Annotated in this window: 11 protein-coding genes; 8 read left to right on the top strand and 3 right to left on the bottom strand. The window is 61.4% G+C overall.

Going from position 1 to position 14,139, the window contains the following annotated elements:
* Nucleotides 1–13: 13 nt before the first annotated feature.
* Both BMW89_RS29870 and BMW89_RS29865 read right to left on the bottom strand, forming a co-directional pair.
* A complete protein-coding gene (locus BMW89_RS29870; RefSeq protein ID WP_092032446.1) occupies nucleotides 14–1,438 on the bottom strand; it encodes a sensor histidine kinase in 1,425 nt (474 codons plus the stop codon).
* Nucleotides 1,439–1,447: 9 nt separating this feature from the next.
* A complete protein-coding gene (locus tag BMW89_RS29865; RefSeq protein ID WP_177196417.1) occupies nucleotides 1,448–2,128 on the bottom strand; it encodes a response regulator transcription factor in 681 nt (226 codons plus the stop codon).
* A gap of 492 nt (nucleotides 2,129–2,620) precedes the next feature.
* Here BMW89_RS29865 and BMW89_RS38155 point away from each other — a divergent pair, with 492 nt between their 5' ends.
* From BMW89_RS38155 to cysN, 8 genes are all read left to right on the top strand, one after another.
* Nucleotides 2,621–2,869: a hypothetical protein gene (locus BMW89_RS38155; RefSeq protein WP_177196416.1), complete on the top strand. Its 249-nt coding sequence runs from the start codon at nucleotides 2,621–2,623 to the stop codon at nucleotides 2,867–2,869.
* A 289-nt stretch (nucleotides 2,870–3,158) separates the two neighbouring features.
* Complete coding sequence (locus BMW89_RS29855; protein WP_092032440.1) at nucleotides 3,159–3,515, top strand: hypothetical protein; 357 nt, start codon at nucleotides 3,159–3,161, stop codon at nucleotides 3,513–3,515.
* 736 nt (nucleotides 3,516–4,251) lie between these two features.
* Nucleotides 4,252–4,935 carry a hypothetical protein gene (locus tag BMW89_RS29850; RefSeq protein ID WP_092032436.1) on the top strand — a complete coding sequence of 228 codons (684 nt, stop codon included), beginning with the start codon at nucleotides 4,252–4,254 and terminating at the stop codon, nucleotides 4,933–4,935.
* A 213-nt stretch (nucleotides 4,936–5,148) separates the two neighbouring features.
* Nucleotides 5,149–6,330, top strand: a complete 1,182-nt coding sequence (locus BMW89_RS29845) for a DUF2806 domain-containing protein (RefSeq protein ID WP_092032432.1) — start codon at nucleotides 5,149–5,151, stop codon at nucleotides 6,328–6,330.
* 159 nt (nucleotides 6,331–6,489) lie between these two features.
* Nucleotides 6,490–6,747 (top strand): hypothetical protein, encoded by a 258-nt coding sequence (locus tag BMW89_RS29840; protein ID WP_092032427.1) that lies wholly within the window; start codon nucleotides 6,490–6,492, stop codon nucleotides 6,745–6,747.
* Nucleotides 6,748–7,229: 482 nt separating this feature from the next.
* Entirely contained in the window at nucleotides 7,230–7,409 is a 180-nt protein-coding gene (locus BMW89_RS29835) for a hypothetical protein (RefSeq protein ID WP_092032424.1), read from the top strand.
* A 66-nt stretch (nucleotides 7,410–7,475) separates the two neighbouring features.
* The gene (cysD, locus tag BMW89_RS29830; RefSeq protein WP_092032419.1) at nucleotides 7,476–8,414 is read left to right on the top strand and encodes a sulfate adenylyltransferase subunit CysD; all 939 of its coding nucleotides are present in this window, start codon (nucleotides 7,476–7,478) and stop codon (nucleotides 8,412–8,414) included.
* Nucleotides 8,414–10,288 carry a sulfate adenylyltransferase subunit CysN gene (gene cysN, locus BMW89_RS29825; protein WP_092032415.1) on the top strand — a complete coding sequence of 625 codons (1,875 nt, stop codon included), beginning with the start codon at nucleotides 8,414–8,416 and terminating at the stop codon, nucleotides 10,286–10,288. The genes cysD and cysN overlap by 1 nt, the downstream gene beginning before the upstream one ends.
* Nucleotides 10,289–10,309: 21 nt before the next feature.
* On the opposite strand, the gene BMW89_RS38715 is transcribed toward cysN, so the two are convergent.
* The coding region (locus BMW89_RS38715; RefSeq protein WP_092032411.1) for a condensation domain-containing protein at nucleotides 10,310–14,139 on the bottom strand (3,830 nt) is incomplete at its 5' end.

Here is a 14,139-nt window from a genome sequence, read left to right as displayed (position 1 = left end):
CGCGTCATCTGGCTCATCCCATCTGGCACGCGTCTGCATGCAGCAATGTCCTGTTACGGCGCGTGATCGGCATGCCCGCCCTGCCAGTCCAGGCAAGGATCTCGATCCGCCCTCCGGGAGCAGGACCAACGATCAGCCGAAAGCCATGCAGCTTGACGATGGCGGCGACCAGGCTCAGTCCGAGCCCGACGCCCGGCGTGTGGCGCATCTTGTCGGAGCGATAGAACCGCCGCAGCACCGCCTCGCGCTCCTGCTCGCTTATGCCGGGCCCGGTGTCGCGCACGCGCACCAGCGCCGTGTCATCCTCCGCTTCCAACGCGAGCTCGACCCGTCCGCCTGGCGGCGTAAACTTGACAGCATTGTCGACGAGATTGGCGACCGCCTCGAACAACAGGTCCCGGTCGCCCCACACCTGCACATTACGATCGCTGACGACGCCGAGCGCGATGCGCTTGTCCTCGGCGATCGGTTCATAGACGTCGCAGACCTCCCGCAGGATCTCGTCGAGCGCGACGTCGCCAAAGCCTGACATGCGGCGGTTGTTCTCGATCTCGGTCAAACGCAGCAGGGCGGTGACGATCGCAAGCGACTGGTCGATGCCGGCGATGGCTTTGTCCGCGATCTCCTGGAGCTCCTCCAGCGTTGCTGCATGCGTTCGCCCGCGCTCCAGCGCCAGTCGGACGCGCGTCAGCGGCGTCCTGAGATCATGAGCGATGTCGTTGCCGACGCCGGCGAGCGCACCGATCATCGTCTCCATCTCGTCGAGCATGCCGTTGACGATTTTGGCCAGCCGCGCGAAGGAATCGTCCGTCTTGCCTTCCGGAAGCCGCTCGCGCAGCTCGCCGGCGACGATGCGCTGAACCCGCTGGTTCACCTCCTCCACGCGCCTCTGCGCGCGCGCGCTAAGCCAGACGCCCGCCAGCAGGCAGAGGCTGAAGGCCGGCAGCAGGCCAAGCGCCAGCGCCTGACCGACGACGCTCGATATCTCGCGCGTCTCGTCGACGTTGCGTCCCATCACCAGGACATCGCCGCCATCGAGGCGCCTGCCGACCGCCCTGACGACCGGAACGTGGGCCGCCGGTTTGTCGAACAGATCGAGCCGCACGCCCTGCACCGCGCCGTCGAGCCCGAACGCGCGCGGCAAATGGTCGATATTGCCGGCCAAGCGGGTCCCGGCGGCATCGAACAGGCCCGCATACTGCACACCCCTGGAATCCTGATCGAGATGATCGGCAATCGCGCTGATGCGGCGCGCCGGCGACAGGTCTGCGATGAAGTGGATCTGCGTGGTGATCATGCGATCGGATCGCGCGACCAGATAATCGTCGAGCTTCCAGTAGATGAACGCGAACAGCGCGACCACGAACAGCGCGAAGGCGGCCGCCACGGCCAGAGCCCAGAGGAACGTGCCGGAGCGGATAAGCTGAGCACGATGCATCGCCCGCCCCTATTGCCGCGAGCGCAGGACGAAGCCGGAGCCGCGGACGTTGCGGATCAGCTGCGTCTCTCCGGAGCCGTCGACCTTGTGGCGAAGCCGGCCCATATGCACGTCGATCAAATTCGTGGTCGCCGGGACGAATTTGTAGTTCCAGACCTCCTCGAGCAGCATCGCGCGCGTCAGCAGCTGATCGTTCCGGCGCATCATGTATTCGAGCAGGCGGAATTCGCGCGGCAGCAGGTCGAGCTCGCGCTCACCACGGCGCGCGGTCCGCTCGATCAGGTCGATCTCGAGCGGCCCGACATGCAAAATGGTCTCGCAGCTGTCGACCGGACGGCGCAACAGCGCCTCGATCCGCGCGACCAGCTCGACGAGCGCGAACGGTTTTGTCAGATAATCATCGCCGCCGATGCGCAATCCGCGCACACGATCATCCACCGCGCCGAGCGCGCTCAGGACCAGGACGGGTGTGCTGACCTGATCGTTGCGCAGCGCTTCGATGACGGTGAGCCCGTCCATGCCCGGCAGCATGCGATCGACGATCATGGCATCCGGGTTCGACGCGCGCGCCCGGTCGAGACCGTCGACGCCGTCAGCGGCCCATTGCACCTCAAAACCGCGATCGGCGAGCTCGGCGACAATCGCCTCGGCGGTCTCGGCATCGTCCTCGATCAGGAGAATCCGGTTCATGATCTTCGGCCCGTGTTCCGCGCGGCGTCTCGGTGCGCGGCGGGAAAGCACGGGTTCGGCATCGCGCGGCATCATGCTCAATGCCCGCGTGCGTTGAACACGCGGCGCTGACGCCGCCTCATGCCGGCTACCCGCTGCGTTACGAGATAGTGCTGCGGCGCATGGGGTGCCACTAAATTGCAGTTCATGATGTCGGCTGCGCGCCGCGCCAACATTGCAAATGTAACGGCGATGCGCCTTACCAATGTCGTGATCATCTTTCGGGCTCCGCTTTCGGACTGCGCTGGATCGAACATAGGCCCTCAACGCACGCGCTGTAGTTTCAGGGGCCACGGATGTTATGTATTCGCACGATCGTGGTCGCGACGCTGAATCGGTTCACGGGCCATTGAAATGCAGTGAGCATTTCGTGCGTTTGAACCGCGCGCCGTCAATCATACCTTGATGGCGAGCCGGCTTGGTTCGGCCTGATGTCATCAATGGAGAGAGCGAATGACCACATTGAAACTGTTGTCGATGGGATTGATCGCAGCCGCCATGCTCGGCGGCCCCGTCATGGCGCGCGAGCACCATCGCGTCGTGCGGCAGCCGGCGGTCGAGGCGGATACGATCGCAACGAACGCGCCGTTCTATGATTCGGGCGAGCGCGCCTGCATTCCGGCGCCGCGCGTTGGCGCCTTCGCCACCGCGCCGTGGACCGGCAACAACGTGCCGTGCGAGCCGGGCACCGGCAGCTACTGATCGCGCCAACGCGGCCGACGGTGTAACTGCGCTGGCCGCTGCACATGGAATGACAGGGAGTGGACTGTTCCATTCAGCCCGCTCCCTTGCGCGCGTCGCGGCCACGCGCGGCGCGATCACCTTCGCGATCGGCGCGCCTGATTTCTGAAGCCGAATTCAGTTGGATTACCGCGCAGGGCACCTACCTCTCTTGCATCACTCGCCCGGCCATCGCCAGCCTATCGCAAACAGCACGACGCGAGGCGCGCTTCAGGCTTGGCCGGACGGCTCAACACGAGAGGAGTTTTCCATGACACGTGCAATCATGATTCTGGCGACAGCGGCGCTCGCCTCGACGCTCGCCATCGGCGCGGCCAACGCGCATGGCGGTGGTGGCGGCGGCCACGGCGGCGGAGGCTTCGGCGGCGGACATGCGGGCTTTGGCGGCGGCGCGCATTTCGGCGGCATGGGCCATGAGGGAGGCTTTGGCGGCGGCGCCCGGTTCGGCGGCGAGCATCTCGGCTTCGCCGGTCATGCCGGCGGCTTTCGCCAGCACGCGTTTCACCGCTACGGCCGGTCCGGATATGGAGTCTACGGCGCCTATCCGGATTGCTATGACTGGTACGAGTTGCATCCCGGCCGGCAATTGCCGCTGAGCTGCAGCTAGCTCAGCGCGCGCGAAGCAATCCAGCACCCGTAGGATGGGTAGAGCGAAGCGAAACCCATCACGCTTTCGCACCATGAGCATGATGGGTTTTGCAAGTGCTCTCCCCATCCTACAATGGAACGTTCACGCCTTCGCATTCTCGCGACATGTTTCGCCCGAGCTTTGCTTCGTCGCTCCACCCTCAAGCCAAGAGGGCGCAGGGAAGGCCGGGTGCCGGCTGGCACCCGCGGTCCGCCGCAAAAGCTTGACCGTAGCAACGACGGCCAGGACCACACGGTTTTGCCGTACGCACGGTTGATTGGCGCCACAGGGTTCGACGGCGTTGTGCACGTTGCCATCAAAATACTGGCGCGACGAACCTGACGGCGTCGCTCGTCGGCACGAAGTTTTGGGCTCACGGAGAGCAATCCGCCCCGCCCTAGACCACCCGCACCCGACGCTGCCGCGTCCAACGCAAGCCCGGCTCGCGAAAAATGACGACACAAGATCGCTCCTCAAGGATGAGCCGGGATGGGGGGGGAGATTCACGCCATTCCCGAATTTCGGTAAAGTGGAATATTTTTGCAGGGAGGGGTTGACGGGGGTGCGAAACAGGGTGGTGTTTGCTCACGGGGCGCGACAGGGACTCATGCAGGTGCCCGCAACCTGAACTTGCAATGATCGTCACCGGATGCGAGATTCATTGAGGAAAGCGCATCAAACGAGGAAGGGATGGCCTTTCATGCGGCGACGACAGATGCAAGCGCTGTTGCGGATTCATCGATTGCAATCAGCTCCTCCTCAAAGGAGCAGGTGGTCTACCGCCGTATTGGCAAGCGTCGTCACCTTTCTAATCACGGTTTCCAGCTTCGCGATCTCGGCTTTCGGATTCTGGGTGAAACTCAGGCAAACTGACGACTTGCGTGTGCTCATCACGTCTTCAGCGCCCCTCATAGCAATCGGCAAGGACGACATTGCGTTTGCGCAATCGCTTGATCTCACCTACATCAACTCGGGCAATCGGCAGGCGCGCATTAGCAACCTGAATTTGGCCGCGCTCAAATATGTTGACGCCAAGCCTCCGACGGATCGCAGCTGCGACGAAGGCGAGCCCGATACAAAGATCTATCCCCGATTCGACTTCTCGTCGGCGATCATCAAGCCGCAGGAAATGCTCGATTTGCACGACCTTAAATACATACACGGGACGCTCAGCAAGCCGCTGGGAGAATCTGGCACGGTATTTCCCAACATCTTCCGACTGATCGTCGGAGATTCAATGCTCGTGTGCTTGCAACAAAGGATCATCACTCCCGATAGTTATGTCGAGACGACGAGCAAAATGCTGTGGCTCGTGAAGCTTGGAAGTGGCGATCTCAAGACTCTGTACGACCAGGGAAGGCCGATGGTCGTAAAGAAAACTACCAGCTATTTCGACTAGCGCGTAGGATGGGTAGAGCGGAAGCAAAACCCATCGCTCTTTTGGAATTGATGGGTTTCGCAAGTGCTCTACCTGTCCTACGTACCATCCCACGAAGGCTGGCGAACTGCGATCCGCGTGTCGTATAATTCTGCTATGATCTTCTCTCGCGCCCTCAAGGGCGGCGAAGATGTTAGCCTTTGACCAGACTCGATCTGATGAGCCACAGCAAAAATGACCGACAATCTTCCCGCCAGATCGCTTGCCGAGATATCCGATCAAGCCGGGCTTGGCAAAGCCGCCGCTGCAATCCTTTCCTCTGTTGAAAAGCTTCTCGGCGCAGCGTTCCGGCCCTTTCAAATCCGACGGGAAGGACGGGCGACCGCCGACGCCGAGGCATACCGCATCGTGACTTTGGCCGAAGCCAATGTGAGAGCGGGAGCTGTTGCAGCCGAGGGGGATGCCGACCTGGCCGAGCGCGCAAGAGCCCGGGTGGTAAGCGAGATCGTCAGAGAGCAGCGGAACATCGAGTCCATCGTCGGCGAGGCCTTGACGCTGCCGCCGCCGAATGGGGGCGACGACATCGATCGTCCCGAGATAGAAGACGACTGGATGAGTCTTTTCCTCAACACCTGCAAGCGATTTGGCGACCGGGAAATACAGGCTCTTTTCAGCAGGATACTGGCCTTTCAAGCCAATCACGGCGGAATGTCGCCAATGCTGGTCGAGAGCATGAAATACCTCGACCACGAGATGAGCGATTTCCTGCAGCGATACTCCAAAACGATGCTGAAGCTACACCATACCCCGGCATACTTCTTCCCTGGTCAGATGAAGCTATTGCGGAAACTCAAGCAGGCCAATTTTCTCTTTATGGACAATGCTACCGACATCACGATCAATCTCGATCCGTTCATCGTCACCGTTTCGGATGTCGATGGAGACCTGACATTTCTCGAACTGACATATATCGGTGAGGAGTTGTACGACGCGATCGAGGGAAGGGGCAGCGTCTCCTCGGTCATAAGCCGCACTCCTCCGCCCTCGGTTCTGGACGGCGTTGAACGCGATCGGGCGATCGGCGGACTCCGCGAGCTGGTCAATCGACAAGCGAAATTCGGAGGATTGATCACCATCAACGTCATCGGTCGGAACATAGCCGGTGCAGAGCTTTCCAACCTGACGTCCTTCAAATTTCTGGTCCGACAGGGCGAAAGTGAGGGCATAGACACATGCGAGCGCACTGAACAACAAACGGTCGCGTCACTGCGAAAGCATCTCGACAGCCAGGCGATTAAATTGCTCGAAGACGTCTACGGCGCGATCCTAGATGCTGCCAACTCGAATGGGATCCACGTTCTCAAGACGGCCCGAACATCCAAATTTCCGAGAAAGGCCAAGCTGAAACCAAACTAGTCGGATGGGTAGAGCGAAGCGGAACCCGTCAAAGTCTTATCGAGCGACAGCAGCCCTTCAATCAACAGGTGCACCTAGATTGAGCTGGAGGCTTCTCGCACGCTCTGGTAGCATTTGTTTTGGGGTAGGCATCTGCTGTCCCGGATAAGAAGGAAAGCCATGAAGACGTTGGCAATGACCGCTTTTGCTCTTGTCGCCATGTCGATTGCGCCAGTGAGTGCCGCCCCCCTCAAAGTCGCAGCCCAAACCAGCAATGGCCCAGGGGTCGTCGAATGCTCTCTGTCCAATGCTGCGGGTCGCAACTGCAGAAATGTTCTCAACTTCAAGACTTTCTACGAATGTCAAGCGAACCGGATGGAGCGGGGCTGGACCGGCATTGAGAGCTCCAACTACTGCCGGGCCGTCAACCTGAAATAAGGACGCTTGCGTGAGCCGGGGACCGAGGCCTGCTTTGCAACCTTCCCCCGCTTCGACCGCTCAACGAAAAGGCCTCCAGCGGCTTCCCGCTAAGGCCTCGAAATCGATCAGATAGCACTTCGATCGGGCGTTGCTCCAGAACCATCCGACCTGCAGGCCGGGCGCCGTGACCGAGTTCTGGGGAGTTCTCCGAGGACAGGCCGACGACGCCTCGCGCGATGCACAGGTCAAACATAATCTCGGTCGGCAGGGCCGAAAAGCCTCCCCCAATCCAAAGCACATCGGCTCGAAGCGATTGTAATTTACCGCGGCATACGCCTGTGGTAGAATAGGGCTGCAATCGGGAAGGCCATATGAAAACTGCGCGGTCGCCATCTCCACCGCTTGGCCGGCCGCCTGGTTCCAGGCTGCAAGCCTCATCGCGCCGGCCCTCTGCGGCGGACCAGCGACACCCCGACCCACAACATTCCTATGGATGCTCGATGAACTACCGCTGCACATGCGGCACGGACTATGTCGTGGTCCCGAAAGAGATCCCCCTCGCCAACGACGAGCAGGTCATCTGCGACTGCGGATGTCCGTTGAAGCTCCGCTGGAGTTCACGAAACTTCGACTACCAGCCTGTCTACCGCACGCCGGCGAAGGAGGCCCGAAAACCCTAACGTTCCAGCTGTAGGGGGCATCCGGCTCCTTTCCCATGTCAGAAGGCGTACAGGCGATCGCGTGTAATGGATACTTCCGTCCCACAGAACGAGATCTCGCAACGTTTGCTTCCAAAACACCTCAAGTCCCTGGAAGCGGAATCCATCGAGATCATGCGCGAGGTCTTTGCCGAGTTCAAAGCGCCCGTGATGCTGTATTCGATCGGCAAGGATTCAGCCGTCATGCTGCATCTGGCGATCAAGGCATTCCATCCGGCTAGACTCCCCTTCCCCCTTCTCCACGTCGATACCACCTGGAAATTTCGGGAGATGATCGCGTTTCGCGACGAGACCGTGGGTCGTCTCGGGATTAATCTGATCGTGCATGTCAACGAGGACGGATTGGCGCGCGGCATCGGCCCGATCGCCTCTGGATCCTCTGTACATACCCAGATCATGAAGACGGAAGCCCTCAAGCAGGCGCTCGACCTCCATGGCTTCGACGCAGCGTTTGGCGGAGCGAGGCGAGACGAGGAGAAGAGCCGGGCCAAGGAACGCATTTTCTCCTTCCGCTCGCAGGGGCATGCCTGGGACCCGCGCAATCAGCGCCCCGAATTGTGGAACCTGTTCAACACGCGGATTCGGCCAGGCGAGACCATCCGCGTCTTCCCGCTGTCGAACTGGACCGAATTGGACATCTGGCACTACATAACGCTGGAAGACATTCCGGTGGTGCCGCTCTATTTCGCCAAGCGGCGTCCCGTGGTGCGGCGCGACGGTGCATGGATCATGGTCGACGACGATCGCCTGCCTCTGGCGCCCGGCGAGCAGGTGGAAATGCGGCGTGTTCGATTTCGAACGCTCGGATGCTATCCGCTAACAGGGGCGATCGAATCCGACGCCATCACGCTCGAAGACATCGTCTCCGAGATGCGGTCGACGCGTCTGTCCGAACGCCAGGGCCGCCTCATCGACAGCGATGAGACCGCATCGATGGAAAAGAAGAAGCGCGAAGGTTATTTTTGATGGACGGCGTCGACGTTCCCGCCGGGCAGGCGGGCAAGGAGCTCCTGCGATTCCTGACTTGCGGATCGGTCGACGACGGCAAATCCACCCTGATCGGGCGCCTCCTTCACGATTCAAAGCAGATCTTCCAGGATCAATTGTCGGCGCTTGCCAGGGATTCGGCGCGCTACGGCACGACGGGCGGTCATGTCGACCTCGCCCTTCTCGTCGATGGCCTCGAGGCCGAGCGCGAGCAGGGCATCACGATCGACGTCGCGTATCGTTTCTTCAGCACGTCGAAGCGGTCCTTCATCGTCGCCGACACGCCTGGTCATGAGCAGTACACGCGGAACATGGCAACCGGGGCATCGAAGGCCGACCTTGCCGTCCTGCTGATCGACGCGCGCAAGGGCGTTCTGGTGCAAACGCGCCGGCATTCGCTGATCTGCTCCCTGCTCGGTCTGCGCCACGTCGTCCTCGCGGTGAACAAGATCGATCTGGTGTCGTACGATTCAGACATTTTCGAGCGTATTGTCTCCCAGTATCGCGCCTTCGCATCCGAGCTCGGCTTCTCCTCCATCGCGGCCATTCCGATCTCGGCCCGCAACGGCGACAACGTCATGCGCCGGTCGGACCAGACGTCCTGGTATCGCGGCCCAACGCTGCTCGACTATCTCGAGACTGTCGATGTGACGCAGGAAATGACCGGAAAGCCGTTCCGCTTTCCGGTGCAGTGGGTCAATCGTCCGGGACCTGATTTCAGGGGATATGCCGGAACGGTCGCCTCCGGCACCATCGGTGTCGGCGACCCCATCACCGCCGCCGGCTCCGGTCAGACGTCACGCGTGAAGGAACTCATCACCTATGATGGGCCGCAATCATCGGCACAAGCAGGTGACGCCATCACGCTGACGCTGACCAGCGAGATCGACATCTCGCGCGGCGATCTCCTGGTCAGCCCGGCGTCCGACACCGAAATCTCGGATCAATTTGCCGCCCATATCATCTGGATGAGCGATCAGGCGCTGATGCCGGGCCGCTCGTATCTGGCGCGCATCGGCACCAGGACCACGCCGATCACGGTCACCGGGATCAAATACAGGATCGACGTCAATACGCGCGAGCATCTCGCGACCCATACTTTGGGCCTCAACGACATCGGTTTCTGCAACCTGTCGACGGGGACGCCTGTTGCGTTCGATCCATACGAGCAAAACCGCAAGACCGGCTCGTTCATCATGATCGACCGGTTGACCAATCATACTCTCGGAGCGGGCATGATTGCCTTCGGCCTGCGGCGTGGCACCAACATCCACTGGCAAGCGACCCTGATCGGGAAGGCGGAGCGGGCCGCGCACAAGCACCAGAGGCCGGCGATTATCTGGCTCACCGGCCTGTCAGGCGCCGGCAAATCGACCATCGCCAACATGGTAGAACGGCAGCTTCACGCCGCCGGTCATCACACCATGATGCTTGACGGCGACAACGTCCGGCACGGGCTCAACCGTGACCTCGGATTCACGGAGCCAGACCGGGTCGAAAACATCCGGCGCGCCGGCGAGGTGGCGAAACTGATGGTGGATGCGGGGCTGATCGTGCTGTGTTCCTTCATCTCCCCCTACCGCGCCGAACGCGAAGCGGTCCGGCGTCTGGTCGCCGACGGCGAATTCGTCGAAGTCTTTGTCGACACACCGATCGACGAATGTGCGAAACGGGATCCCAAGGGGCTATACGCGAAAGCGAAGGCCGGCGAGATCAAGAATTTCACCGGCTTCGATGCGCCCTATGAGGCCCCCGAAAATCCCGAGATACATCTACAGACGATCGGCCAGCAGCCCGAACAACTGGCCCAACGTCTCGTCAGGACGCTGACCGAGCTCGGGATCGTGGGATAAGCGCCGCGGCACGACCTGCTATCACGGCTCAGATGCATTGATTTCACGCGCAGCCTGAAGGCTTCCGCGCACCTCGGTCCGAGCCCGACCAAATCGAATTGTCGCCTCGACGGCCGCGTCGATGTCGTGAATTTCGGTGCGATGGTTGACGATCGCTGCGCGAATGGCGAGCTGACCATCAAGTACCGTGGTCGAGGGCGCAACGATCCCGGATTCGTGCAGGTCGGCGGCGATCGCGGCGTTGACCGGATCGGGATCAGCGCAGCGATAGCGGAAGCAGACGATGTTGAGCTGCACCGGTGCCAGAAGCTCGAGCTCGGGATGGGCCTCCACCTGACGCTTCATGTACTGCGCCAGCTCGCATGTCCCGGAGATCACCGCCCCCATCCGGGCAGCACCGTGAACCTTGATGGTGAACCAGGTCTTCAGAGCCCTGAAGCCACGTGATAAGTCTGGACCGAAGTCGCAAAACCAGGGCGATCCGGCAGCCAGTCCACGCTTCTCTCGCCGGAGGTAGGCGGCCGGATTGGTGAAAGTCGCGAGGTGCTGCTCGCCGTCCCGCACCATGATGAAGCCGGCGTCGTAGGGAACCTGGCCCCATTTGTGGAAGTCAAATGCGAGGGAATCCGCCTTCTCCATGCCAGCCAGGCGTGGCGCAATCTCCGGCGCGAGCATTCCGAGCGCGCCGAACGCTCCATCGACATGAAACCAGATATCCTCGCGCTTCGCGATCGCGGCGAGTGCCTGCAGATCGTCGATCGCCCCGATATCGACGCTTCCCGCCGTGCCGACAATCAGGAACGGACGAAGGCCCCGCGCGCGGTCATCGGCGATGGCCCGCTCGAGCAAGGCCACGTCGATGGCATGATTTGCGTCTGTCGGAATCTGCCGCAGAGAATCCGTACCGATGCCGGCGAGATCCATGGCTTGCGAGATACAGCCGTGCGCGGCTGCCGACGTATAGGCAACGAGGCCTCCAAAGGCGCCGATCCCCGCACGGCGCACCTCATCACCGACCATGGCATGTCGGGCCACCAGCAACGCGATCATGTTTGCCATCGACGTACCCGTGACAAACAGGCCCGTGGCCCCCTCCGGAAAGCCGAACAACTCGCGTGCCCAGTGGCCGATCTGCTTCTCGACCTCCATCGGCACGTGGTCTCGCCCGCCGAGATTCGCATTGAGCCCCGCCGCAAGCATCTCCGCGAGCATGCCGTCCGGATTGCCGCCGCCATGGACCCATCCCATGAAGCCCGGATGCGCATTTCCGGTGGCGAATGGAAGGATATTTTCCATGAATTCCTCATGCACGACGGCAAGGTCGGTCGGCCCGGCCGGGAGAGGCTCACGGAAGCGCGCGCGGACGCCGTCGGGAATGGGTTGCCAGACAGGGCGCTCGCGAATGCCTTCGAGATAGTCGAGCATATCGTCCAGCATTCTGTGGCCCTGCACTCGGAAGCTGCCCCAGTCCGACGGATCGAGCGAGGTGGGCGCGCCCATCACGATTGGCGTTGAACCACTCCCATCCATGCGATCTCCGGAATTCCGCACCGCGATGTCGGAGTCGAGGTCGCCGATGATCTGCAGCAGGACCGATCTGAACTCGGTGAGCATGGCATCGATGGTCGACGGATCGAACAGGTCCGTGGCATATTCCAACGTCCCAAACAGTCCGTCGGCCGTCTCATACATGAAGAAGGAGACGTCACGTCGCGACGTATCGTTGTCGACGTTGACCGGAAACGCCTCCAGACCAGCGAAATGGGCTGCCTGGGCGGACACCTTCTGCAGCCCGAACAGGACGCGAAATAGCGGCTGTTGCGCGAGATCCCGCACCGCGCCGATCTCTGTCTCTATTCTGGCGAGCGGCACATCCTGATGGGCAAACGCGCCCAGAGCAGCGTCTTTGACGCGCTTGAGACATTGCCGGAAGGTCGGCTCGCCGGAAAGGTCCGTGCGCAAGGCGAGCATGTTGATGAAGAAGCCGATCACGTTCTCGACGTCGAGCGATCCACGACCCGCGACCGGCGTGCCGATGACGACATCCTGTTGTCCGCTCAAGCGCGCGGCAACGATGTTGAAGGCCGCGAACAACACCAGGAAAAGCGATGCGCCTTCCCGCTGCGCGAGGCTACGCAGCGCGGCGACATCATGCTCGGGAAAATTGAACAGAGCGGTCGCGCCCCGATAGCTCGGTACCGACGGGCGCGGCCGGTCGGTCGGCAGACTCAGGACCGGCGCGTCGGCCAAACGATCCACCCAATAGCTGATCTGCCGATCCAGAAGCCGCGCCTCCACCTGCTGTCTTTGCCTGATGGCGTGATCGGCATACTGGACCGCCAGCTCGGGCAGCGGCGATCGAAGCTCTCGCGAGAACGCCGAGTACAGCGCGCTGACCTCGCGGATGAGGACCTCCATGGACCAACCGTCCGAAATGATATGGTGGGCAACCATGACCAGCAGATGTTCGGCTGGTCGAACCCGTATCAGGCCGACACGAAAGAGCGGCGCGGCCTCGAGATCGAACGGCCGCCGCACGATCTCATGGGCCGCGCGCCACACTTCGTCGCGCCGTTCGGCGTCGTGCAAATGCCCGAGGTCGACGACGGACAATTCGACGGCAACCGAAGGCTCGATCACCTGGACGACGAAACCGTCCACGGATGTAAACCGAGTCCGAAGACTTTCGTGGCGTCCGACGACCTCGGCAACGCTTGCCTGCAGGACGTCCATATCCAGGGATCCAACAAGCCGAAAGGCCATCGGGACATTGTAGGCGGAGCCGACATTCGCGTTCTGATGCGTCAGCAGCAGGCGTTCCTGCGCATAAGACGGCGACAACGGAGCCGTGCGCGGCCTGGCGATGGCAATCGGTGTCGCGCCTTGCTCGTTCGCCGACGCCTGCGGCAGGCTCAAGCTCTGCGTCGATCCGTTGACGAAATGCGCTTTTGACCCATTCATCATCGCGCCTCGCTCCGATCGAACAGGCAGCTCGATCATCGACGATTTTGGCTGTTCGATGTGTGGCGCCGGTTCCTCAAGACGTTCGGTTGCGGCAAGTCCGCGGTTGGAATACCCGTGTCTCGCCGTGACGGCCGCGCCGTGCTCGTCGACCAGATGTCGCGCGAAGCCCGATAAAGTGGGTTGCTCATAGAAGATCGTCAGAGACAGCTCGAGACCGTAAGCTTGGTTGATTCGATTGACCAACTGGATCGAGCTGATCGAGTCGAGGCCGTACTGGGTCAGTTCGATCTCGCTCTCGATATCCTGGACGGCGACATTGAGTAACTGGCTGATCCACTGAGTCACCGTGGCCTGTACTTCGTCCGCCAAGTCAGCACCCGGCACCATAGGAATAGCGTCGGAGAAGCCCGACATGTCCTGACGTAATGGCGCGTGCATGACGTCGCGCGACGTGGCGGCGCTGACGGTGCGCGCAGCAGATTCGATTCCATACCGCTCTTTCACAAACGGATAGGTGGGAAGACTGATCCGCCGCGGCTTGAAGCCGGGATGGAGCGATTTCCAGTCGACCGATTTACCTTTGGCCCATGCCCTCGCCAGCTTCAGTAGCTCTCGGTTCTCCAGCCACCTTGCGATAAGCTCCTGCCCTTCTTCGGCATCGAGCCATCCGTCCGTATCGCTGCTCTTTCCGACGCGGCCACTATAGCAATTCTCGACCATGTCCTTGCCGCGGCAATATTCATCCAGAGTCTTACGCAGGTCGCGGGCGTCGTTGACGACACAGACAAGTCTGCTCTCCATCGCCTCGCGTCCGACCTGCATTGTGAAGGCGAGATCGGCGAGGTCGGGGCTGTTGCCGGTTTCCAGAGCGCTGCTGACGAAGGCGA

It is taken from the genome of Bradyrhizobium sp. OK095 (assembly GCF_900109945.1).
Classification (GTDB): Bacteria; Pseudomonadota; Alphaproteobacteria; order Rhizobiales; family Xanthobacteraceae; genus Bradyrhizobium.
This window is presented reverse-complemented; position numbering and strand designations above follow the sequence as displayed.